The organism is Streptomyces sp. NPDC031466 (assembly GCF_055581265.1).
In genome coordinates, this window is record NZ_JBVIJT010000007.1 from 254,583 (window position 1) to 276,181 (window position 21,599).

Genomic DNA, 21,599 nt, shown 5'->3' on the forward strand with positions numbered 1-21,599 from the left:
GGCACCCGAGGAGCGCGCACGCCTCAGTACGTCACCGCGTCACCACGTCAGTCCGTGGCCGATCGGGTACAGCACCCGGGCCGGATCGTCGGCCCGCCGCACCGGCACCGGGAGGCGCCCTTGGGGCGCGGCGCGGCCCGCGATCACCCGTGCCGCGGCGCGCAGCTCGACGTCCGTCCAGGAGTACGTGGCGAGCGCGGCGTCGACCGAGGGCAGGTGGGCGATGTCGTACGGGTTGCGGATCGCGAGGGTGACGACGGGGACGCCGGTGGCCTTGAGGGCTGCCACCAGGGCCCGTTGGCCGTCCTCGGCCGTCGCCGCAACCGTCGCCGGGTCGGGGGCGGCGGCCTCGTCCAGGGCGGCGTTGGCGGCCTGGGTGTGGTCCCGCGCGGTGGCCGCGTGCGTCGAGACGTTGTACGTCGTCACGAGGACCGCGGCCGTGCCCCGCGCCGCCGCCACCGCCTTCTCGACGGCCGTGGCGTCGGGGTCCGTGCCCGTCGACAGCGCGGCGGCACGGAAACCGAGGCCGGTCAGGGCGTCGGCGAGGACCGACGTCGGGGGGCCCGTCGTACCGGACGGCGAACGCGGGTCGGCGCCGACGATCAGGAGGTCGCGGTGCGTGTCCGGGGAGAGCGGCAGGAGACCGGCGTCGTCGCGCAGCAGGGTCGTCGTGGCCTCCGCGATGTGGTCGGCGGCGGCGAGATGGGCGGCGGTGCCGACGGCGGCGGCCACGGTGTCCGCGGAAGGCGCGAGGCCGGCGGGCGGGTTCCCCTCGGCGTCCAGGAGGCCCACGTCGGCCTTCATGCGCAGCACGCGCAGGACGGACTCCTCTATGCGGGCCTCCGTCAGCTCGCCGTCCCGGACGGCCTGAAGCACCGCCTCCCAGGCGACGCGGGGGCGCGGCGGGTTGAGGAGCTGGTCCACGCCCGCCTTCAGCGCGAGCACGGCCACGCGGTCGTCCCCGTACTTCGTGCGGACCCCGCGCATCGCCAGCGAGTCCGTGACGATCACGCCGTCGAAGCCGAGTTCCTCGCGCAGGATGCCCGTCAGGATCGGCCGGGAGAGGGTCGCCGGGTCGCCCGACGGGTCCAGGGCGGGCACCACGATGTGGGCGGTCATCACGGAGTCGACGCCCGCGGCGATCGCCGCCCGGAAGGGCGGGGCGTCGTGGCGCTCCCACTCCTCGCGGGTGTGCTGGATGTGCGGCAGCTCGGTGTGGCTGTCGTCCGTCGTGTCGCCGTGGCCGGGGAAGTGCTTGGCCGCGGTGGCGACACCCGCGCTCCGGTAGCCCTCGATCTGCGCGGCCACGAGGCCCGCGACCGTCTCGGGGTCGGCGCCGAAGGAGCGTACGCCGATGACCGGGTTGCCGGGGTTGCTGTTCACGTCGGCGTCCGGGGCGTGGTCCTGGCGGATGCCGAGGGCGCGCAGCTCGGTGCCGGCGATGCGGGCCGCCTCGCGGGCGTGCCCGGGCGAACCGGCGGCGCCGAGGGCCATCGCGCCGGGCAGCAGGGTCGCGGGGGCGCCGACGCGGGCGACGATGCCGTGCTCCTGGTCCACGGAGATCAGCACGGGGACGCCCGACGGGAGGGCCGCGGCCGCCGCCCGCTGGATGCCGGCGGAGAGGGCGGCGATCTGGTGCGGGTCGCGGGTGTTGTGGGCCCAGCCGAAGTAGATGACACCGCCGAGGTGGTAACGGGCGACCAGCTCGGCGGCGTCGCGCACGCCGAGTTCCTCGGTGTTGGTGGCGACGTCGTCCGGGTCGGGGTCGGTGGCGGTGTGCCCGTGGACGTGCATCACGAAGAGCTGGCCGACCTTCTCCTCCAGGGTCATCCCGGCGATGAGCTCGCGGAGTCGGTCGTCGTGGGGGTGGGACACGGGCGCTCCTGCGGGCCGGCGGAAACTTCCAGGAGCCACGGATATCCCGAGGTCTCCCGCCGGTCAAGGACGAAGGGGCGGGCGGGCTCCGCGTTCAGGGCTGGACGCGGGGTAACGGGTGGGTGGGAAAGCTCCTTGCGGAGCAAACAGGAACCGAGCGATCAGACCCAGTGCCGCCGCAACCCCCGTACGGTCTCCGAGGATGCGCGATGTCCCAGTCGTGGACGACGGCCACGTCGACCGCGCCCTTGGCGACCAGGTCGATGGACAGATGCGGGTCGATCTCGCTCATACGGCGGTACCGCCTGGGGCGGGGGTGCCGGCCGGGCCACCTCCGTCAGCCATGCCACCCCCGTCGCCCAGGACCCCCGCGTCAGCCGGACCGGCTCAACAGCCGCGTCAGATACTCGCGGCCCGGTTCGAGCGCCGGGGCCAGCGGCGCCGCGTCCTCGTACCACCGCTTCTCGTACTCCCAGCACAGCCACCCCTCCCAGCCCTCCGAGCTGAGCACCTCCAGGCACTCGGCGAGCGGCAGGGCACCGGCGCCAAGGGCCAGGGGCGTGGTGTCGTCCGCCGAGGCGACGTCCTTCACCTGGACGTAGCCGAGGTAGGGGGAGAGCGCGGCGAACGTGTCGGCGGGGGACTCGCCGCCGAGCCAGGTGTGCAGCACGTCCCACAGGGCGCCGACCTGGCGGTGGCCGACCGTGCCGACGACGCGGGTGACGTCGGCGCCGGTGGGGTGGGAGTCGTGGGTCTCCACGAGGATGCGCACGCCGGCGTCGGCGGCGCCGCGCGCCGCGGTGCCCAGGCGCCTCGCGGCGATCTCGTCGGCGTCGTCCGCGCTCTGCTCGGTGCCGCCGCCCGGGAAGACGCGGACGAAGGGCGCGCCCAGGTCGCGGGCGAGGGCGACGAGGGAGGCCAGTTCGGCGAGGACGGGCCCGTCCTCGCCGGGCTCCGCCACGCGCACGTACCCGGCGACACCGAGGATCTCGACCCCGGCGGTCTTGAACGCGGCGGCCACGTCGGCCCGTTCGAGCGCCCCGAGCCCAGGATGGACCGGCTCGTCGGGGTGCGCGCGCAACTCGACCCCGTGATAGCCGTTGGCGGTGGCGAGCCGCAGTACGTCGGGAAGGGGCAGACCGGGGACACCGAGGGTGGAAAACGCGAATTTCATGACTCCGACCCTGCCCCACAGAGGCCCGGTCAACCCCGCCCCCCTCTCAGCCCAACTCGCCGGCCTCCGAAAACCCACCCGTCCTGACGACGATCTCCCGCCCGGCGACCGTCAGCAACAAATCCACACCGAACGGCACCTCCACCGCGTCGGCATACGTCCCCGCCCGGGTGGGATGCCGGTGAACGACACAGCCCCCGGCCTCGGGGTCGATCACCACGTACGCAGGGGCCACCGGGGGCACTACTGGATGTCGGTGACGGTGGTGGAACCACCCCCGCATGCGCGGGGACCACAGGGCGCGACCTGCGTGTTCATGGGCTGGGGGAGGCAACTTTGCTTACTAGCGCATGAAGCGACATTTCGGGCACCTGCCTTCCGGTTTTACGGCCCAGGAGAGGAACTCTTGTTACTGCGAGCCCCAGAGCGCTGCCCAGGAATGATGTTAGGGGCTTGCGAGTGGGCAGGGGGCGGACCTTCTCTCATGCTGAAGAGAGTGGCTTCAGGCGGTAGTTGGCCGAAGAGTCTCCGGGGCGCTCGCCGATGGATTGGCGTGCGTGGAGCGAATCGCCGCCCCTTTTCCCGCCGTCTGCTCTTCTGGCGGGGAACGGTGGGACCTACCGGGGCGCGCGCCGCATGAAGGTGGGCAGTCGCGGGCACTTGGTGTGGAGCCAGACGGTGGCGCCGCCGGCCGAGATGGACACCTTCACGGCGGACGTGCCGGGATGCTCCTTGGTGATGGGTGTGTCGCAGCGCCAGCAGTACCGGACGCCCTCGCTCATCGGCAGTCCTCTTCGCTGGGTTCGTAGCGCTTCAGCACCGACGGGACGCCTCGGAGGGCGCGGCAAAGACGGGCGCGTTCCTCGCACGTCCCGGGGCCGCAGCCGGAACATTCGGCCTCGTGGGCGCGAATGCGCCCCTCCAGCAGGTGCGCGGCCGCTTCCGGACCGTAGATCCAGGTGACCCGACTACTCGTTGGCGCGCTCACAGCTCGGCCTCCTGGGTGATGCTGAGTCCGAAGCCGATGAGGGCCTCGACGGTGGCGGGCTCACACAGGTCGCCCGGGAACCGTGGGGGCACTACCCAGTGCGTGCCGGGCGGCTCGGTGCGGCCGATCCTCGGTACGCCGAGATAGTTACCGCCTCCCAGGCGCGGGGCGACGTCCTGGTTCTTCCACGGTTGTCCGGCGCTGGGCCGCATGAGGGCGTAGTACGTGCCGCCCATGAGCCGGCCGTCGAAGATGACCGGACCGTTGAGGGCGCGACCGAGGAGCACGGCGGTCTGCTGTGGGTCGGTCGTGCACACCGTGGCGAGCACGAGCCGCGCGGGGAGCCTTGCCGCCTCGAAGCGAGGGCCGAGCGGAAGCAGCGCGACACCGGTGTCAGCCCATTCACGTCGGGCCTGCTCGGGGGTCTGCTGAGAGCGCGCCAAGAAGTCAGCGGCGGCGCATGCGGGCGTGGGGGATGTGCCGCTTCCCGTGCTGGGCTCTGTGTCCGTACTCTCGCTCATGTCGACTCCTCGTTGGTCGGCCTCGCCCCGGGTCCGGTCGCACGGTCGCCGGGGTCTTTCGTGTTCTGCGATCGTCCAGCGCCGCTCGGGACGTAGGAACCGCCACACTTCGGCACTTCGGGACGTCCTAGAAGGGGTAAAACGTCCCTGGAACTTCGACCTCCGACGGGGGACGGCATGCGCAACGAGCGGCTGAGAGCGGTCATGACGGCAGGGGGATGGACCTACGATTCCCTGGCCGAGAAGATGAGCGTGGACCCCAAGTCGGTGGAACGGTGGGTGAACCAGGGGCGCGTGCCGCGACGGGGAACCGCCGTGCGTGCGGCCGAGGCGCTGGGCGAGGACATACACGCGCTCTGGCCGGCCCTACGCCAGCCGCGCAATGTCCGCAGCGTCAGTCCTGAACTCGTCGCCCTGTACCCGCAGCGCGCCGACCTCCCCGTGGCTACGTACATTGACTTGTTCCGGCAGGCGCAGCGGCACATCGACGTCCTCGTCTACGCTGCCGTGTTCTTGCACGAGGCCTATCCCAAGCTGAACGACGTGCTGGCCGCACAAGCTGCGGGAGGCTGCGAGATCCGCATTCTGCTCGGGGATGCCGGCGGCTCAAGCGTGCACCAGCGGGGCCAGGAGGAGCGCTACGGCCACGGCATCGAGTCCCGGTGCGACCTGGCACTCATGCACTACCGGCCTCTGCTGGGAACGCCTGGCGTGCAGCTGCGCACACACGGCACGACGCTCTACAACTCCCTCTACAGGACAGATGATCAGATGCTCGTCAACGGCCATGTGTGGGGCGTTAACGCCTACGCGGCTCCTGTTTGGCACCTCCGACGCAATGAGGACGGCGGGATGTTCGACACCTACACGGCCAGCTTCGACGCCGTGTGGGACACAGCTCAACCGGTGGAGGAGTAGCAGATGGCGCGTACCGAGTACTTCGACGATCCCAACGCCCCCAAGCCGAACAGCCTCGTCGTGGCCGCCTCGGCTGTCGTCACCGACGAGGATGGACGGATCTTGATGCAGCGGCGCCGTGACAACGACCTATGGGCCCTGCCTGGTGGCGGCATGGACATGACCGACTCTCTGCCGGGCGCAGCGGTCCGCGAGGTCAAGGAAGAAACTGGCCTGGACGTGGAGATCACCGGCCTCGTCGGCACGTACACCGACCCACGTCACGTCATCGCCTATACCGACGGTGAAGTACGTCGGCAGTTCAACGTGTGCTTCACGGCTCGCCGAGTCGGGGGTGAGCTGGAGATCTCGAACGAGTCCACCGAGCTTCGGTTCGTCGATCCGGCCGACCTGGAGTCGCTGCCCATGCACCACACACAGCGTCTGCGCATCCAGCACTTCCTGGAGAGGCGGTCAGCCCCATACCTCGGGTAGCTCCAGGCGCGGCAAGGCCCCTCTCGCCCGAGGGCGAGAAGGGCATGTCCCGGGTATTGGCGGTGTGCGGGATCGAGGGCGGCCTGCGGAGTCGGTGTGTCCTCGGGCTCTGGGTCGGGGCGCCGTCGCGGCGGCACGCGAGCGCGTCAGAGCCATCGGCTGGCACCTGGAGGCTCCAGCCGTCGGGGCACGACGGCCCGGCCGGGCGGCGCTCCCCGGCGGGACCCCGCTCGCCGGCGGGGCCAACTGGGCCCGGCTCGCCCTGCGGTCCCGGCGGACCAGCCGGGCCGTCCGCGCCCCGGGCGCCGGCCTCGCCGTCGGACCCGGGACCCCCGCATACACGGGGATGCCGCACTCCGCGTACAGGCGGAACTTCTTCGCGAAGTCGTTGTCCCGGCTGCTCTTCGAGACGACCTCCAGGACCGCCTCAAGGCTGTGCCACTCGAAGCGGCCGCGGCCATTGCGCTCGGCTCCCGGCGCGATGATCGCCAGGTCCGGCGCGTAGCCGTACTGGCTGCTCGGGAAGTCGATCATGACGTCGGACAGGATGTCGCCGTGGGCGGCGAGCTGCGGCTTGATCTGCGGGGCCGCCTCAAGGATGACTTTCCACCGGTACTCACCCTGCGGCGTCATGATGATCTTCCCGTCGGTGATCTCGACGCGGTAACCGCGGGGGAGGGTGACGCCGTCCAGGACGTCCCAGGCGCTGGGTGCGTCCATGACAGTGCCCGCCATATGAGCCTCCTTTTCCCGGAGGGTCCAACTGCATCGGGCCGTCCCGGACACGGCGGGGCGGGCCGGGTCGGGCGCTCCGGGGGTCAGAGGAACGCCAGCCGCGCCCCCAGCGCCGCGAACGTCACCGCGAAGGTGCGGCGCATCCAGCTCACCACGCGCGGACGCGAGATGACGTGACTGCGCATCGCCGCCGCGAAACGCCCGTACGCCACGAAGACCACGAACGTGATCAGCATGAAGTACGCGCTCAGCTCGGCCATGCGCACGAAGGCGTACGGCTCGTCGGGGTCCACGAACTGCGGCAGGAACGCGAAGAAAAACAGGGTCAGCTTGGGGTTGAGGATGTTGATCAGCACGCCCGTGAGGATCGTGCGGCCCGCCGAGCGCGGCTCGGCCTCCCGCTCGGCGGTGAGGTCGCTCTTGTCCCGCAGGGTGCTCCACGCCATGTACAGCAGGTAGGCCACGCCCAGGTACTTGAGCGTCTGGAAGGCGACCGCGCTGGCGTTCAGGAGCGCCGCGAGGCCGGTGATCGCCGCCACCATGTGCGGGACGACGCCCAGCGTGCAGCCGACGGCCGCGATCACCGCGGCCCGCGTGCCCCGGGACAGGCCCGCCGCGATCGTGAACAGCGCGCCGGTGCCGGGCGTGACACAGACGACGAGTGAGGTCAGCAGAAATTCCATGCCTCGACCCTGTCGCCACAATGGATTCATGAACAGGTCCAATGGATCGCCTCCCGACCGGTCCATAAACCGGGATGACGACACGGCAGGGCCGGACGCCGGCACGTCAAGGTCGGACGCCGACACCTCCAGGTCGGGCGCCGACACCTCCAGGTCGGGCGCCGACACCTCCAGGTCGGGCGCCGACACCTCAACGCCGGGTGCCGACACCTCAAAGCCGGACGCCGGCACCTCAACGCCGGACGAGGACACCACCCCCTCAGACCCGCCCCGCCCCGCCCCCGGCGAAGGCCCCATCGCCCGCCCCACGTCCGACTTCCTCCAGCTGGACCCCCGCGACGCCCCCAGAGGCGGCCTCGGCGACTGGCTGGCGCGGCAGATCCGGGCGGCCATCGCCGACGGTCGCCTCACCACCGGCAGCCGGCTCCCCGCCACCCGCACCCTCGCCGACGAACTCGGCGTCTCCCGCGGCGTCGTCACCGACGCCTACCGGCGGCTCACCGAGGACGGGCACGTCGCCGGGCGGGGCCGCGCCGGCACCGTCGTCGTCGCCGTGCCCCCGCCCTCCCGCCCGGCCCCGCGGCCCGCACATGGCACGCGGCGGCCGGCGCGGCCCGAGGGCCTCTTCGCCGCGCCGCCCGACCTCGGCGTCTTCGACGCCATCCGCACCGCGCCCGCCCGCATCGACCTGTCACCCGGCCTTCCCGACCTCGCCGCCTTCCCGCGCGCGGCCTGGCTGCGCGCCGAGCGCTCCGTGCTCGCGGGCCTGACCCCCTCGGACTTCGGGTACGGGGACCCGCGCGGCACCCCGGCGCTGCGCACCGCCGTCGCCCGCTGGCTCTCCCTCAACCGCGGCATCAGGGCCGACCCGGACGACGTGCTGATCGTCAACGGCACGGCCCAGGCACTGCGGCTGCTCGTCGACGTACTGGGCGCCGCGGGCATCCGCGAGGTCGCGGTCGAGGAGCCCGGGTCCCTCGGCGTCCGCCAGCACCTGCGCCCGCTCGCCACCCCGCCCGTCCCGGTCGACGCCCACGGCGTCCGCGTCGACGCGCTGCGCGCCACCGGCGCCCCCGCCGTGCTGCTCACGCCCGCGCACCAGTTCCCCACCGGGGTCATCCTCGGCGGTGGGCGCAGGCGCGAGCTGATGGACTGGGCCCGCGACGGCGGCCTCGTCATCGAGGACGACTACGACGCCGAACACCGCTACGACCGCCCCGCCGTCCCCGCCCTGCGCGCACTGCTCCCCGAGCACGTCTGCTACGCGGGCAGCGTCTCCAAACTCCTCGCCCCCGCCCTGCGCCTGGGCTGGCTGCTGGCCCCGCCCGCGTACCGGGCGGCACTGGTGGACGCCAAGCGCCTGACCGACCTCGGCAACGCGGCCCTGCCGCAGCTCGTCCTCGCCCACCTCATGGAGTCCGGCGACCTGGAACGCCATCTGCGGCTCATCCGCAGGCACCACCGCAGGCGCAGGGACGCCATGATCGCGGCGATCCGCGCGCACCTGCCGGGAGCGGTCGTGCACGGCGCCGCGGCGGGGCTGCACCTGATGATCACCCTGGACGAGAAGACGTACGCCGGTCCCGACACCGCCCTGGCCGCCGCCGCCCTCGCCCACGGCGTCAAGACCCACCCCCTGTCCTGGCACACCCAGCTCCCGCACCCCCCGGGCCTGGTCCTCGGCTACGCGGCCAGCCCCCCGCCCCACATCACCGAGGGCGTGCGGACGCTGGGCAGACTGACGGGCGCGGGCGCGGGCGCATGAGCGCGGGCATGGGTACGGGCTGAGCACCGGGCACGTGCACGGCACAGGCACGCACGGGCCCACCGGCCCAGGCACACACGGCCCACCGGCCCAGGCACGCACGGCCCACCGGCCCAGGCACGCACGGCCCACCGGCCCAGGCACACACGGCCCACCGGCACAGGCGCGCGCGGGCCCACCGGCCCAGGCGCGCACGGCCCACCGGCCCAGGCGCGCACGGCCCACCGGCACAGGCGTGAACCCGGACCCCAGAAGCCCCCTCGTACGGACGTCGAAGCGAGGGACCGGTAGGGCGGCCCCGCCCCTACCCCCGAGCGGGAGCCGCCGTCGACCCCCGCACCATCAGCTCCCCGTGCACCGTCGCCACGCCTCCCGGCGGCGCCGCCTCCTTGCCCATCGCGACGCGGCCCGCCCGCGCCCCCGCCTCGTGCAGCGGCAGCCGCACCGTCGTCAGGGCGGGCACCGCGTCGACGCTGAACGGCAGGTCGTCGAAGCCCGCCACCGAGACGTCGTCGGGAATGCGCAGCCCCTTGTCCCGCAGCGCCGCGCAGGCGCCGAGCGCCACGGTGTCGTTGGCGGCCACCACGGCGGTCAACTCGGGGGCGCGCCGCAAAAGTTCGGCGGTGGCGTCGTAACCGGAGCGGCGGTCGTAGGGGCCGTGCACGGTCAGCGCGGGATCGTCGGCGACGCCGTACGCGGCGAGCGCCGCCCGGTGCCCTTCCAGCCGGTGCCGGGTGGTGGTGCGCTCCGGCGGGCCCGCGATGTAGCCGACCCGCCGGTGCCCGAGCCCGAGCAGGTGCTCGGTGAGCTGCCGGCCGCCCCCGCGGTTGTCGAAGGTGAGCGCCACCGCGTCCGCCCCCGGCACCGGCGGCCGCCCACAGAGCACGACCCGCGTGCCCGCCTCCGTGAGCCGCCGCAGCTTCCCGGCCGTCGCGGCCATGTGCTCGGGGTCCTCGACCGCGCCGCCGGTGAGCACCACCGCGGCGGCGCGCTGGCGCTGGAGCAGCGTGAGATAGGTCAGTTCGCGCTCCGGGGAGCCGCCGGTGTTGCAGACCACGGCCATCCGCTCGCCGCCCGCCCGCCCGCCGGGCCCGCCGATCTCCGACTGCACGGCGCTCGCGATGATCCCGAAGAAGGGGTCGGCGATGTCGTGGACGAGGATGCCGACCAGGTCCGAGGTGGCCGCCGCGAGGGAGCTGGCGGGGCCGTTCAGGACGTAGTCGAGGTCGTTCACGGCGCGCAGGACGCGCTCGCGAGTGGCGGCCGCCACGGGGTAATTGCCGTTCAGTACGCGGGAGACGGTGGCGGGGGAGACCTGCGCGCGTGCCGCCACGTCCGCCAGGGTCACGGTCATCTCGTCGTCCTCCGGTCACTGCCCTGGTCCGGCGCCCTTGTCCGAACCTTGTGCGGCAGGCTAGCTTCTTATCCGATAGAAAGCGCTTGCTACGGAGGTCGGAGAGCGCTTGCCGCCCGTTTACGGAGGAACTTTCGTGACACGCAAGACGGTGCGTATCGCCATGAACGGCGTCACCGGACGCATGGGCCACCGCCAGCACCTCGTCCGCTCGATCCTGGCCCTGCGCGAACAGGGCGGCCTCGACCTCGGCGACGGCACCGTGCTGTGGCCCGAGCCCGTCCTGGTGGGCCGCAGGGAGCACGCGCTGCGCGCACTCGCCGAGCGGCACGGCCTGGAGCACTTCACGGCCGACCTCGACGCGGTCCTCGCCGACCCCACCGTCGACATCTACTTCGACGCGCAGGTCACCTCCGCCCGCGAGGACGCCCTCAAGAAGGCCATCGCCGCCAAGAAGCACATCTACACCGAGAAGCCGACCGCCACCGGCCTGGACGCCGCCCTCGCGCTCGCGCGGCTGGCCAGGGACGCCGGCGTGAAGCACGGCGTCGTCCAGGACAAGCTCTTCCTGCCGGGGCTGCGCAAGCTGAAGCGGCTCGTCGACGGCGGCTTCTTCGGCCGCGTCCTGTCCGTGCGCGGCGAGTTCGGCTACTGGGTCTTCGAGGGCGACTGGCAGGCGGCCCAGCGCCCCTCGTGGAACTACCGCGCCGAGGACGGCGGCGGCATCGTCGTCGACATGTTCCCGCACTGGGAGTACGTCCTGCACGAGCTGTTCGGCCGCGTACGCACCGTCCAGGCGCTGACCGCCACGCACCTCCCGCAGCGCTGGGACGAGCACGGCAAGCCCTACGACGCCACCGCCGACGACGCCGCGTACGGCGTCTTCGAGCTGGAGGGCGGCGTCGTCGCGCAGATCAACTCCTCCTGGGCGGTGCGGGTCAACCGCGACGAGCTGGTGGAGTTCCAGGTGGACGGCACCGAGGGCTCGGCCGTCGCGGGCCTGCGCGACTGCCGCACACAGCACCGTGCCACGACGCCGAAGCCGGTGTGGAACCCCGACCTGCCCGCCGGGCACTCCTTCCGCGACCAGTGGCAGGAAGTGCCCGACAACGACGAGTTCGACAACGGCTTCAAGGCCCAGTGGGAGCTGTTCCTCAAGCACGTGTACGCCGACGCGCCCTACCGCTGGGACCTGCTGGCCGGCGCGCGCGGCGTCCAGCTCGCCGAACTGGGCCTGAGGTCCTGCGCGCAGGGCCGCCGTCTCGACGTACCGGAGATCGAGCTGTGAGCGGCTCCCGCACGGCGGGCACCGTCCTGCTCCCCGCCGAGGGCGGCGGCACGCGCGGGTACCGTCCGCGCGCCGAGCCCCTCCGGACACGGGCCGGCGGGCCCCCGTTCACCTCGCGCACCGTCTTCGCCGCCGCGCACGTCGTCGCCGACCCTCGCGCGGACGTCTCCCCGGACGGCCCCGCCGCCGTCGACTGGGACGCCACGCTCGCCTTCCGCCGGCACCTGTGGTCGCACGGCCTGGGCGTCGCCGAGGCCATGGACACCGCCCAGCGCGGCATGGGCCTGGACTGGACGGGCGCCGCCGAACTCATCCGCCGCTCGGCCGTGGAGGCGAAGGCCGTCGGCGGCCGCGTCGCGTGCGGCGTCGGCACCGACCAGCTGACCCTCCCCGCGAACCTCACGCGGGTCAGGGAGGCCTACGAGGAGCAGCTCGCCGTCGTCGAGGAGGCGGGCGCCCAGGCGATCCTGATGGCCTCGCGCGCGCTGGCCGCCGCGGCCACCTCGCCGGACGACTATCTGGAGACGTACGGCCACCTGCTGCGGCAGGCGGGCGAACCGGTGATCCTGCACTGGCTCGGCCCCGTGTTCGACCCCGCTCTGGAGGGCTACTGGGGCTCGGCCGACCTGGACGCGGCGACCGACACCTTCCTGGAGGTCGTCGCCGCCCACCCCGACAAGGTGGACGGCATCAAGGTCTCGCTCCTTGACGCGGACCGCGAGGTCGCCCTGCGCCGCCGCCTGCCGCGCGGCGTGCGCTGCTACACCGGTGACGACTTCCACTACCCCGAGTTGATCGCGGGCGACGACCACGGCTTCAGCCACGCGCTGCTCGGCGTCCTCGACCCGCTCGGGCCGCTCGCCGCCGAGGCCGTGCGCGCCCTGGACACCGGCGACGTGAAAGCCTTCCGCGCGCTCCTCGACCCCACCGTCGAGCTGTCCCGCCACCTGTTCCGGGCCCCCACCCGCTACTACAAGACCGGCGTGGTGTTCCTCGCCTGGCTGGCCGGACACCAGACACACTTCACGATGGTGGGCGGCCTCCAGTCGGCCCGTTCGCTCCCGCACCTGGCACGCGCGTACGAACTGGCCGACGGGCTCGGCCTGTTCCCCGACCCGTCCCTTGCGGCGTCCCGGATGCGCTCGCTGCTGACCGTCCATGGAGTACCGCAATGAGCACCCCGCCGCCCGTGTCACCCCTGCCGTTGCCCCTGCCGCTCTCGCGGCTGAGCGTCAACCAGGAGACCGTCCGACAGCTCTCCCTGCCCGAACTCGCCGAGGGCTGCGTCAAGGAGGGCATCGGGGCCGTCGGCCTGTGGCGTGCCCCGGTCCAGGAGTACGGGGTGGAGCGCGCCGCCCGGCTCCTGCGCGAGTCCGGCCTGACGGTCACCAGCCTGTGCCGGGGCGGCTTCCTCACGGACCCCGACCGGACGGCACGCGCGCGTGCCCTGGACGACAACCGCGCGGCGATCGAAGAGGCGGCGACGCTCGGCACCGACACGCTGGTCCTGGTCTCGGGCGGCCTGCCACCCGGCAGCCGCGACCTCGCGGGCGCCCGGGAGCGCGTCGCCGACGCCCTCGCCGTCCTCGGCCCCTGGGCCGAGGAGCGGGGTGTCCGACTGGCCGTCGAGCCGCTGCACCCGATGTTCGCCGCCGACCGCTGCGTGGTCTCCACCCTGGGGCAGGCCCTCGACCTCGCGGAACGCTTCCCCGCGCACCAGGTGGGCGTGGTCGTGGACACGTACCACGTCTGGTGGGACGACCAGGCGCCCGCACAGATCGCCCGGGCCGGGGCGGGCGGCCGGCTGCACTGCTTCCAACTGGCTGACTGGATCACGCCGTTGCCGGCGGGCGTCCTGCTCGGGCGCGGCCAACTGGGCGAGGGCAGCGTCGACTTCCGCGCCCTGCGCGCGCTCGTGGAGGCCGCCGGGTACGAGGGCCCCGTCGAGGTCGAGATCTTCAACGAGGCCCTGTGGGCGCGGGACGGGGGAGAGGTGCTGCGGGAAACGGCGGAGCGCTTCCGCACGCACGCGTGAGCCGTGCCGTCACGCGTCCGCACGCGCGCGTGACGGTGCCGGTTCGCTTCTGCACGCACCCATGCACGCGTGCCGACACGGCCTCCGCACGCACGCGTGCCGCGCGCCCCGGCCCGGTCACTTCTTCTTGCGGGCCCGCTTGGAGACCATCGTCAGCACCACGGGGACGAGCACCTCGATGCCGCGGGTGACGGTCTTCTCCGGAATGCCGGTCTTCTTGGCGACCGCCCTGGCCATCGGCCTGCTCATCTTCGCGAGGACGCCGAACATCATCCCTCCAAGGAGCCGTACGCCGGGAAATCATCGGTCATGCGTCACCCACACGCTACGTCCGCCCCGCTCCGTCGGCACCCGGGGGCCCCGGCGAAAAATTCCTCGGCAACGCCGTGCAACCCTTCGGCCACGACGTGTGTCGTACATGGCGTCAGGGCTCTGAAGGGGGACCAGGATCTGGGGGGATCCGGGGGATTCGGGGGGATCACGGAGTTCTGGCGGGGGGAGAGCCGAAGGGGCCCGGTCCATGGGATCGGGCCCCTTCGAGGCATCCCGGTGTCAGTGGCGGACGGTAGCGTCGGAGCATGTCGAGTCCAGCCGCGGCGACGGCGGTGCTAGAAGGCGTCCTCGAACGCATCACGTACGCCAATGAGGAGACCGGTTACACGGTCGCGCGCGTCGACACCGGCCGCGGCGCCGGCGACCTGCTCACCGTCGTCGGTTCCCTGCTCGGCGCGCAGGTCGGCGAGAGCCTGCGCATGCAGGGCCGCTGGGGCTCCCACCCGCAGTACGGCAAGCAGTTCACGGTCGAGAACTACACGACGGTGCTGCCCGCCACCATCCAGGGCATCCGCCGCTATCTCGGCTCCGGCCTCATCAAGGGCATCGGCCCCGTGATGGCCGACCGGATCACCACCCACTTCGGCGTGGACACCCTCGACGTCATCGAGACCGAGCCGAAGCGGCTCGTGGAGGTGCCCGGCCTCGGCCCCAAGCGGACGAAGATGATCGCCGCCGCCTGGGAGGAGCAGAAGGCCATCAAGGAGGTCATGGTCTTCCTCCAGGGAGTCGGCGTCTCCACCTCCATCGCCGTGCGCATCTACAAGAAGTACGCCGACGCGTCGATCTCCGTGGTGAAGAACGAGCCGTACCGCCTCGCCGCCGACGTGTGGGGCATCGGCTTCCTCACCGCCGACCGCATCGCCCAGGCCGTCGGCATCCCGCACGACAGTCCCGAGCGCGTCAAGGCCGGACTCCAGTACGCCCTTTCGCAATCCACCGACCAGGGCAACTGCTACCTGCCCCAGGAGCGGCTCATCGCCGACGCGGTGAAGCTGCTCCAGGTCGACACGGGCCTGGTCATCGACTGCCTCGCCGAGCTGGCGGGGGAGGAGGAGGGCGTCGTCCGCGAGACCCTGCCCGACCCGGCCGGCGGCGACGACATCACCGCCGTCTACCTCGTCCCCTTCCACCGGGCCGAACTGTCCCTGGCCGCCCAGCTGTCCCGGCTCCTGACCACCCCCGAGGACCGGATGCCCGCCTTCCGGGACGTCGCCTGGGACAAGGCCCTCGCCTGGCTCGTGGACCGCACGGGGGCCCGGCTCGCGCCCGAGCAGGAGGAGGCGGTCCGGCTCGCGCTGACCCGCAAGGTCGCCGTCCTGACCGGCGGCCCCGGCTGCGGCAAGTCCTTCACGGTCCGCTCCATCGTCGAGCTGGCCCGCGCGAAGAAGGCCAAGGTGGTCCTCGCCGCCCCCACCGGCCGCGCCGCCAAGCGCCTCGCCGAACTCACGGGCGCGGAGGCCTCAACGGTCCACCGCCTGCTCGAACTGAAGCCGGGGGGCGACGCGGCGTACGACAGGGAGCGGCCGCTCGACGCCGACCTGGTCGTGGTGGACGAGGCCTCCATGCTCGACCTGCTGCTCGCCAACAAACTGGTCAAGGCCGTACCCCCGGGCGCCCATCTGCTGTTCGTGGGCGACGTGGACCAGTTGCCGAGCGTCGGCGCGGGCGAAGTGCTGCGGGACATGCTCAGCGAGGACAGCCCGATCCCCGCCGTCCGCCTCACCCGCATCTTCCGGCAGGCCCAGGAGTCGGGCGTGGTCACCAACGCCCACCGCATCAACTCCGGCGTGCCGCCCCTCACCCAGGGCATGAAGGACTTCTTCCTCTTCGTGGAGGAGGAGACCGAGGACGCGGGCCGCGTCACGGTGGACGTCGCCGCCCACCGCATCCCCCGCAAGTTCGGCCTCGACCCGCGCCGCGACGTGCAGGTCCTCGCGCCCATGCACCGCGGCCCCGCGGGCGCGGGCAACCTCAACGGCCTCCTCCAGCAGGCCATCACGCCCGCCCGCCCCGACCTGCCCGAGAAGCGGTTCGGCGGGCGGGTCTTCCGCGTCGGCGACAAGGTCACCCAGATCCGCAACAACTACGAGAAGGGGAAGAACGGCGTCTTCAACGGCACGGTCGGCGTCGTCACCGCCCTGGACGCCGACGAGCAGCGGCTGACGGTCCTCACCGACGAGGACGAGGAGATCCCGTACGACTTCGACGAACTGGACGAGCTGGCCCACGCGTACGCCGTGACGATCCACCGCTCCCAGGGCAGCGAGTATCCGGCCGTCGTGATCCCGGTCACCACCGGCGCCTGGATGATGCTGCAGCGCAACCTCCTCTACACGGCGGTGACACGCGCCAAGAAGCTGGTGGTCCTCGTCGGATCGCGCAAGGCTCTGGGGCAGGCTGTCCGCACGGTCTCCGCGGGCAGGCGCTGCACAGCGCTGGATTTCCGGCTCGCGGGACGCCGTGGAGAGGCCCGATCGGCGTTTTGATCGATCAAACGAGTCGGAAACGTCACACAGCACTTCCACAACCCGGGCGAAGGGGGCAGGATGAGCAGGTTGGCGGCACTGAGTGCCGCCAATAGGCCCAATGGTCGACCCCGAGTGCACTCTCCAGGGCCAAATGGGGGATGGTAGAGACAGTCAGGGCACCTCGAAGAAGAGGCACAACGTCGGTGAGGGATGACGTGAGCGAGAACGGTAACAACGCTGTAGTACTGCGGTACGGCGATGGCGAGTACACCTACCCGGTGATCGATTCGACCGTCGGTGACAAGGGCTTCGACATCGGCAAGCTCCGCGCCCAGACCGGTCTGGTGACCCTGGACAGCGGCTATGGCAATACCGCCGCCTATAAATCCGCCATCACCTATCTCGACGGCGAGCAGGGCATCCTCCGGTACCGCGGCTACCCGATCGAGCAGCTGGCCGAGCGCTCCACCTTCACCGAGGTGGCGTACCTGCTGATCAACGGCGAGCTGCCGAAGGTCGACGAGCTGGCGAGCTTCAAGAACGAGATCACGCAGCACACCCTGCTGCACGAGGACGTCAAGCGGTTCTACGACGGCTTCCCGCGCGACGCCCACCCGATGGCCATGCTGTCGTCCGTGGTGAGCGCGCTGTCCACGTTCTACCAGGACAGCCACAACCCCTTCGACGAGAAGCAGCGTCACCTCTCGACGATCCGCCTGCTCGCCAAGCTGCCGACGATCGCCGCGTACGCCTACAAGAAGTCGCAGGGCCACCCGGTGGTCTACCCGCGCAACGACCTCGGCTACGTCGAGAACTTCCTGCGCATGACCTTCTCGGTGCCCGCCGCCGAGTACGAGCTGGACCCGGTCGTGGTCGCCGCGCTCGACAAGCTCCTGATCCTGCACGCGGACCACGAGCAGAACTGTTCGACCTCCACCGTGCGTCTGGTCGGCTCCTCGCAGGCGAACATGTTCGCCTCGATCTCGGCCGGCATCTCGGCCCTGTGGGGCCCGCTGCACGGCGGCGCCAACCAGTCGGTCCTGGAGATGCTGGAAGGCATCCAGGCCTCCGGCGGCGACGTCGACACCTTCATCCGCAAGGTGAAGAACAAGGAAGACGGCGTGAAGCTCATGGGCTTCGGGCACCGCGTCTACAAGAACTTCGACCCCCGGGCGAAGATCATCAAGGCGGCGGCGCACGACGTCCTCTCGGCGCTCGGCAAGTCCGACGAGCTGCTCGACATCGCGCTGAAGCTGGAGGAGCACGCGCTGGCCGACGACTACTTCGTCGAGCGCAAGCTCTACCCCAACGTGGACTTCTACACCGGTCTGATCTACCGGGCCATGGGCTTCCCGACCGAGATGTTCACCGTGCTGTTCGCGCTCGGACGCCTGCCGGGCTGGATCGCCCAGTGGCACGAGATGATCAAGGAGCCGGGTTCGCGCATCGGCCGCCCGCGCCAGATCTACACCGGCGAGGTGCTGCGGGACTTCGTCCCGGTCGAGGGTCGCTGACCCTCCCCGCACAGCGGAAAGCGCCCCGCCGTCGATCCCCCCACGGGTCGACGGTCGGGGCGCTTCCCTTTTTCCCGGTACGGATTCCCCCCACGGGATCCGGCCGGGGGTCTGTGGTCGCCCTGCGCCGTGCCGGGACGCGTACGCACGGGAGGGCCGCTCAAGCTCCCCGGTGCACGTGCCCCGGCAACGCAGTTCCAGGGAGCATCCCCCAAGATGTCCCCTGATGGCAGATGACGTCCCCCAAGACGTCTTCTGGCATCGTCCCATTAGACTCGCGACCCCCCCAGATGGTTACGTCCACATCTCTGTGATCTGCGTCTCCTGCATATGTCCCGTACCTGCGCAAGGGCCCCGATATGGGGATCTCGCGAGGTCCGTGAGGATGCTGAAACGGTCCTGTGAAGGGGTTATGAGAACGTCCGCAGCCGGAGGCTGTTGGTGACCACGAAGACCGACGAGAACGCCATCGCGGCGCCGGCGATCATCGGGTTCAGGAGCCCGGCCGCGGCGAGCGGCAGCGCGGCGACGTTGTAGCCGAAGGCCCAGCAGAGGTTGCCCTTGATGGTGGCGAGCGTCTTGCGGGAGAGCCTGATGGCGTCGGCCGCGACCCGCAGGTCCCCGCGCGTCAGCGTCAGGTCGCTCGCCTCGATCGCCGCGTCCGTGCCGGTGCCCATCGCGAGGCCGAGATCGGCGGTGGCGAGCGCCGCCGCGTCGTTCACCCCGTCCCCGACCATCGCCACGACCCGGCCCTCGGCGCGCAGCCTCGCCACGACGTCGGCCTTGTCCTGCGGCATGACCTCCGCGTACACGGCGTCGGCGGGGATGCCCACCGCGTCCGCGACCGCGTGGGCGACGGCCTTGTTGTCGCCGGTCAGCAGCACCGGCGTCAGGCCGAGCGCCCGCAGCTCGCGCACCGCCTCGGCGCTGGTCCCCTTGATGGCGTCGGCGACCGTGAGCACCCCGCGTGCGACACCGTCCCAGGCGACCAGCACGGCCGTACGGCCCGACGCCTCCGCCTCCTGCCTCGGCGCGGTCAGCGCGTCCAGGCCGGTGACGCCCGCGTCCGCGAGGAGCCGCTCGCGCCCGGCCAGGACGTCGTGCCCGTCCACCGTCCCGCGCACTCCGGCCCCGGCGACGCCCTCGAAGCGCTCCGGCGTGGGCAGTTCACCGCCGCGCACGTCGAGCCGGTCGGCGGCGCCCGCCGCCACGGCCCGGGCGACCGGGTGCTCGGAGGCGTGCTCCAGGGCGCCCGCCAGGCGCAGCAACTGCTTCTCGTCCGTGTCGCCGACGGCGTGCGCGTCCACCATCTCCATGCGGCCCGTGGTCACCGTGCCCGTCTTGTCCAGGACGACGGTGTCGACGCGGCGCGTGGACTCCAGGACCTCGGGGCCCTTGATGAGGATGCCGAGCTGGGCGCCCCGTCCGGTGCCCACCATCAGGGCGGTCGGCGTGGCGAGGCCCAGCGCGCACGGGCAGGCGATGATCAGCACGGCGACGGCGGCGGTGAACGCGGCGGTCGCGTCGCCCGTGGCGCCGAGCCAGCCGCCGAGGGTGGCCGCCGCGATGAGCAGCACCACGGGTACGAAGACCGCGGCGACGCGGTCGGCGAGGCGCTGCACCTGGGCCTTGCCGGTCTGGGCGTCCTCCACCAGCCGCGCCATGCGGGCCAGCTGGGTGTCGGAGCCGACGCGGGTGGCCCGTACGACCAGGCGCCCCGAGGTGTTCACGGTCGCCCCGGTGACGGCGTCGCCCACCCCCACGTCGACGGGCACGGACTCGCCGGTCAGCGTCGAGGCGTCCACCGCGGAGGCCCCTTCGACGACGGTGCCGTCGGTGGCGACCCGCTCCCCGGGCCGTACGACGAAACGGTCCCCGACGGTCAGCCGGCCGACCGGGATCCGCTCCTCCGTCCTGTCGTCGCGCAGCACGGCGACGTCCTTGGCGCCCAGTTCGAGCAAGGCGCGCAGGGCCGAGCCGGCCCGCCGCTTGGAGCGGGCCTCCAGCCAGCGGCCCAGCAGGATGAAGGTGACGACCCCGGAGGCGACCTCCAGGTAGATCGTCGCGGCCCCGTCGCCGGGCGAGGCCGTCAGGTCGAAGCCGTGCCGCATCCCGGGCATCCCGGCGTCCCCGAGGAACAGCGCCCACAGCGACCAGCCGAAGGCGGCGAGCGTGCCGACCGAGACGAGGGTGTCCATGGTCGCGGCGCCGTGCCGCAGGTTGGTGAGCGCCGCCCGGTGGAAGGGCAGGCCGCCCCAGACGACGACGGGCGCGGCGAGGGTGAGGGAGAGCCACTGCCAGTTGTCGAACTGGAGGGCGGGGACCATCGCCAGGAGCACGACGGGCAGGGACAGCAGGGCGCAGACGACCAGGCGCTGCCGCAGGGTGTCGGGTGCGGTGACGTCGGCGGTGCCCGGGTCGGGGGCGGGGTCCGCGACTGGCTCCGGCGGGGGCGGGACGATCTCCCGTGCCGTGTATCCCAGCTTCTCGACCAGGGCGATCAGCTGGGCGACCTCGACCCCGTCGGCGTAGGAGACCTTCGCCTTCTCCGTGGCGAGGTTGACCGTCGCGGTCACGCCCTCCAGGCGGTTCAGCTTCTTCTCGATGCGGGACGAGCAGGAGGCGCAGGTCATTCCGCCGACGGCGAGTTCGACTTCGGAGACTTCGGTCATGACTCCTTCGTACTCCTTGTGGGCCGGTGGCACGGCGGCGGGCCCCGTGGTGCCGGTGTCGGCATCACGGGGCCCGGGGGTCGCCGGGGTCTCAGGCCTTGACGCCGGCCAGTTCGTAGCCCGCCTCGTCCACCGCGGCGCGCACCGCGGCCTCGTCCAGCGGGGCCTCGGAGACCACGGTGACCTGGCCGGTGGCGGCCACCGCCTGGACGGAGCGGACGCCCGCGAGCCCGGAGATCTCGGCGGAGACGGCGCCCTCGCAGTGGCCGCAGGTCATGCCCGTCACCTCGTACACGGTGGTGACGGCGCCCTGCGGGGTCTCGGCGGCGCCACCGGAGTGGCAGGAACCGCTGGGGGTGCAGCAGGAGCCGGTCGTCTCGGACGCGGCCTGCGGGAGCTCGGTCTGGGCGCTCATGTCGTTCTCCTCGGGGCGTGGGGCACGGATGTACGGATATGCGTCGTAACGTGCGTGAGGGTCCCGGAATGCCCAGGACCCCCTCGACACACCTCACACTATACCCCTAGGGGGTATTCAGCAACGCGGCATGGCCGCCACCCCTTAGCTTCTGCGCCCGCGGTTCCCCGGGCGGGCCGCCACCCAGGCGCGCACCGTGTCGGCGTACCAGTACGGCTTGCCCCCCTCCACGTGGTCGGGCGCGGGCAGCAGCCCGTGCTTGCGGTAGGAGCGCACGGTGTCGGGCTGGACCCGGATGTGCGCGGCGATCTCCTTGTACGACCAGAGCCTGCGGTCGGTCATGGGTGCACCTCCCTGCGCGTGCCCAGGTCGGCCGGAGAGGTC

20 protein-coding genes and 1 pseudogene are annotated in these 21,599 nt (G+C 72.2%); 8 read left to right on the top strand and 13 right to left on the bottom strand.

Annotated features, from left to right (window positions below; translation table 11 throughout):
• Positions 1–39: 39 nt before the first annotated feature.
• The 6 genes and pseudogenes from ACZ5GP_RS19135 to ACZ5GP_RS19160 all read right to left on the bottom strand — a co-directional run bounded on the left by ACZ5GP_RS19135 (position 40) and on the right by ACZ5GP_RS19160 (position 4,558).
• Positions 40–1,830: a glycoside hydrolase family 3 protein gene (locus ACZ5GP_RS19135; RefSeq protein WP_468752159.1), complete on the bottom strand. Its 1,791-nt coding sequence runs from the start codon at positions 1,828–1,830 to the stop codon at positions 40–42.
• A gap of 229 nt (positions 1,831–2,059) precedes the next feature.
• Positions 2,060–2,170, bottom strand: a pseudogene (locus tag ACZ5GP_RS19140) (LysR family transcriptional regulator); the annotation flags it as partial.
• 78 nt (positions 2,171–2,248) lie between these two features.
• Complete coding sequence (locus tag ACZ5GP_RS19145) at positions 2,249–3,049, bottom strand: sugar phosphate isomerase/epimerase family protein (protein WP_468751960.1); 801 nt, start codon at positions 3,047–3,049, stop codon at positions 2,249–2,251.
• A gap of 46 nt (positions 3,050–3,095) precedes the next feature.
• Positions 3,096–3,269 (bottom strand): hypothetical protein, encoded by a 174-nt coding sequence (locus tag ACZ5GP_RS19150; protein WP_468751961.1) that lies wholly within the window; start codon positions 3,267–3,269, stop codon positions 3,096–3,098.
• Between the two features lie 397 nt (positions 3,270–3,666).
• The gene (locus tag ACZ5GP_RS19155) at positions 3,667–3,831 is read right to left on the bottom strand and encodes a hypothetical protein (protein WP_468751962.1); all 165 of its coding nucleotides are present in this window, start codon (positions 3,829–3,831) and stop codon (positions 3,667–3,669) included.
• Between the two features lie 202 nt (positions 3,832–4,033).
• Positions 4,034–4,558, bottom strand: coding sequence for a hypothetical protein (locus ACZ5GP_RS19160; RefSeq protein WP_468751963.1), 525 nt, complete (start codon positions 4,556–4,558; stop codon positions 4,034–4,036).
• Between the two features lie 177 nt (positions 4,559–4,735).
• Between ACZ5GP_RS19160 and ACZ5GP_RS19165 the strand changes: the two genes are divergently transcribed.
• Entirely contained in the window at positions 4,736–5,476 is a 741-nt protein-coding gene (locus tag ACZ5GP_RS19165; protein ID WP_468751964.1) for an XRE family transcriptional regulator, read from the top strand.
• A 3-nt stretch (positions 5,477–5,479) separates the two neighbouring features.
• Positions 5,480–5,950, top strand: coding sequence for an NUDIX hydrolase (locus ACZ5GP_RS19170; RefSeq protein WP_468751965.1), 471 nt, complete (start codon positions 5,480–5,482; stop codon positions 5,948–5,950).
• Here ACZ5GP_RS19170 and ACZ5GP_RS19175 read toward each other — a convergent pair.
• Positions 5,930–6,685, bottom strand: a complete 756-nt coding sequence (locus ACZ5GP_RS19175) for a Uma2 family endonuclease (protein ID WP_468751966.1) — start codon at positions 6,683–6,685, stop codon at positions 5,930–5,932. The two genes, ACZ5GP_RS19170 and ACZ5GP_RS19175, sit on opposite strands and share 21 nt — an antisense overlap.
• A gap of 83 nt (positions 6,686–6,768) precedes the next feature.
• Positions 6,769–7,368 carry a LysE family translocator gene (locus tag ACZ5GP_RS19180; protein ID WP_468751967.1) on the bottom strand — a complete coding sequence of 200 codons (600 nt, stop codon included), beginning with the start codon at positions 7,366–7,368 and terminating at the stop codon, positions 6,769–6,771.
• 28 nt (positions 7,369–7,396) lie between these two features.
• On the opposite strand from ACZ5GP_RS19180, the gene pdxR reads away from it, so the two are divergent.
• Positions 7,397–9,133, top strand: a complete 1,737-nt coding sequence (gene pdxR / locus ACZ5GP_RS19185; protein WP_468751968.1) for a MocR-like pyridoxine biosynthesis transcription factor PdxR — start codon at positions 7,397–7,399, stop codon at positions 9,131–9,133.
• Positions 9,134–9,437: 304 nt separating this feature from the next.
• On the opposite strand, the gene ACZ5GP_RS19190 is transcribed toward pdxR, so the two are convergent.
• Positions 9,438–10,487: a LacI family DNA-binding transcriptional regulator gene (locus tag ACZ5GP_RS19190; RefSeq protein WP_468751969.1), complete on the bottom strand. Its 1,050-nt coding sequence runs from the start codon at positions 10,485–10,487 to the stop codon at positions 9,438–9,440.
• Positions 10,488–10,623: 136 nt separating this feature from the next.
• Between ACZ5GP_RS19190 and ACZ5GP_RS19195 the strand changes: the two genes are divergently transcribed.
• The 3 genes from ACZ5GP_RS19195 to ACZ5GP_RS19205 are packed head-to-tail and all read left to right on the top strand — an operon-like array spanning position 10,624 to position 13,810.
• A complete protein-coding gene (locus ACZ5GP_RS19195) occupies positions 10,624–11,775 on the top strand; it encodes a Gfo/Idh/MocA family protein (protein WP_468751970.1) in 1,152 nt (383 codons plus the stop codon).
• On the top strand, positions 11,772–12,950 hold the full coding sequence (locus ACZ5GP_RS19200; RefSeq protein ID WP_468751971.1) for a dihydrodipicolinate synthase family protein: 1,179 nt from the start codon (positions 11,772–11,774) through the stop codon (positions 12,948–12,950). Before ACZ5GP_RS19195 ends, ACZ5GP_RS19200 begins: the two co-directional genes overlap by 4 nt.
• Positions 12,947–13,810: a sugar phosphate isomerase/epimerase family protein gene (locus ACZ5GP_RS19205; protein WP_468751972.1), complete on the top strand. Its 864-nt coding sequence runs from the start codon at positions 12,947–12,949 to the stop codon at positions 13,808–13,810. Before ACZ5GP_RS19200 ends, ACZ5GP_RS19205 begins: the two co-directional genes overlap by 4 nt.
• A gap of 117 nt (positions 13,811–13,927) precedes the next feature.
• Here the strand turns inward: ACZ5GP_RS19205 and ACZ5GP_RS19210 are convergent, their stop codons facing one another.
• Positions 13,928–14,080: a hypothetical protein gene (locus ACZ5GP_RS19210; protein ID WP_358698940.1), complete on the bottom strand. Its 153-nt coding sequence runs from the start codon at positions 14,078–14,080 to the stop codon at positions 13,928–13,930.
• Positions 14,081–14,388: 308 nt separating this feature from the next.
• Here ACZ5GP_RS19210 and recD2 point away from each other — a divergent pair, with 308 nt between their 5' ends.
• Together recD2 and ACZ5GP_RS19220 are read left to right on the top strand one after the other, a co-directional pair.
• Positions 14,389–16,632, top strand: a complete 2,244-nt coding sequence (gene recD2, locus ACZ5GP_RS19215; RefSeq protein WP_468751973.1) for an SF1B family DNA helicase RecD2 — start codon at positions 14,389–14,391, stop codon at positions 16,630–16,632.
• 197 nt (positions 16,633–16,829) lie between these two features.
• On the top strand, positions 16,830–18,128 hold the full coding sequence (locus tag ACZ5GP_RS19220) for a citrate synthase (RefSeq protein WP_167516009.1): 1,299 nt from the start codon (positions 16,830–16,832) through the stop codon (positions 18,126–18,128).
• 410 nt (positions 18,129–18,538) lie between these two features.
• On the opposite strand, the gene ACZ5GP_RS19225 is transcribed toward ACZ5GP_RS19220, so the two are convergent.
• From ACZ5GP_RS19225 to ACZ5GP_RS19235, 3 genes are all read right to left on the bottom strand, one after another.
• Complete coding sequence (locus ACZ5GP_RS19225) at positions 18,539–20,800, bottom strand: heavy metal translocating P-type ATPase (RefSeq protein WP_468751974.1); 2,262 nt, start codon at positions 20,798–20,800, stop codon at positions 18,539–18,541.
• A 91-nt stretch (positions 20,801–20,891) separates the two neighbouring features.
• Complete coding sequence (locus tag ACZ5GP_RS19230) at positions 20,892–21,215, bottom strand: heavy-metal-associated domain-containing protein (RefSeq protein ID WP_468751975.1); 324 nt, start codon at positions 21,213–21,215, stop codon at positions 20,892–20,894.
• Between the two features lie 144 nt (positions 21,216–21,359).
• Positions 21,360–21,557, bottom strand: coding sequence for a helix-turn-helix transcriptional regulator (locus tag ACZ5GP_RS19235; RefSeq protein ID WP_358580507.1), 198 nt, complete (start codon positions 21,555–21,557; stop codon positions 21,360–21,362).
• Positions 21,558–21,599 lie beyond the last annotated feature (42 nt).

Excerpts from the sequence above, each read along its gene's own strand:
- ACZ5GP_RS19135 (WP_468752159.1), bottom strand. The coding sequence starts at position 1,830 with ATGACCCTGGAGGAGAAGGTCGGCCAGCTCTTCGTGATGCACGTCCAC.
- ACZ5GP_RS19145 (WP_468751960.1), bottom strand. The coding sequence starts at position 3,049 with ATGAAATTCGCGTTTTCCACCCTCGGTGTCCCCGGTCTGCCCCTTCCC.
- ACZ5GP_RS19155 (WP_468751962.1), bottom strand. The coding sequence starts at position 3,831 with ATGAGCGAGGGCGTCCGGTACTGCTGGCGCTGCGACACACCCATCACC.
- ACZ5GP_RS19160 (WP_468751963.1), bottom strand. The coding sequence starts at position 4,558 with ATGAGCGAGAGTACGGACACAGAGCCCAGCACGGGAAGCGGCACATCC.
- ACZ5GP_RS19165 (WP_468751964.1), top strand. The coding sequence starts at position 4,736 with ATGCGCAACGAGCGGCTGAGAGCGGTCATGACGGCAGGGGGATGGACC.
- ACZ5GP_RS19170 (WP_468751965.1), top strand. The coding sequence starts at position 5,480 with ATGGCGCGTACCGAGTACTTCGACGATCCCAACGCCCCCAAGCCGAAC.
- ACZ5GP_RS19175 (WP_468751966.1), bottom strand. The coding sequence starts at position 6,685 with ATGGCGGGCACTGTCATGGACGCACCCAGCGCCTGGGACGTCCTGGAC.
- ACZ5GP_RS19180 (WP_468751967.1), bottom strand. The coding sequence starts at position 7,368 with ATGGAATTTCTGCTGACCTCACTCGTCGTCTGTGTCACGCCCGGCACC.
- pdxR (WP_468751968.1), top strand. The coding sequence starts at position 7,397 with ATGAACAGGTCCAATGGATCGCCTCCCGACCGGTCCATAAACCGGGAT.
- ACZ5GP_RS19190 (WP_468751969.1), bottom strand. The coding sequence starts at position 10,487 with ATGACCGTGACCCTGGCGGACGTGGCGGCACGCGCGCAGGTCTCCCCC.
- ACZ5GP_RS19205 (WP_468751972.1), top strand. The coding sequence starts at position 12,947 with ATGAGCACCCCGCCGCCCGTGTCACCCCTGCCGTTGCCCCTGCCGCTC.
- ACZ5GP_RS19210 (WP_358698940.1), bottom strand. The coding sequence starts at position 14,080 with ATGTTCGGCGTCCTCGCGAAGATGAGCAGGCCGATGGCCAGGGCGGTC.
- recD2 (WP_468751973.1), top strand. The coding sequence starts at position 14,389 with ATGTCGAGTCCAGCCGCGGCGACGGCGGTGCTAGAAGGCGTCCTCGAA.
- ACZ5GP_RS19225 (WP_468751974.1), bottom strand. The coding sequence starts at position 20,800 with ATGACCGAAGTCTCCGAAGTCGAACTCGCCGTCGGCGGAATGACCTGC.
- ACZ5GP_RS19230 (WP_468751975.1), bottom strand. The coding sequence starts at position 21,215 with ATGAGCGCCCAGACCGAGCTCCCGCAGGCCGCGTCCGAGACGACCGGC.
- ACZ5GP_RS19235 (WP_358580507.1), bottom strand. The coding sequence starts at position 21,557 with ATGACCGACCGCAGGCTCTGGTCGTACAAGGAGATCGCCGCGCACATC.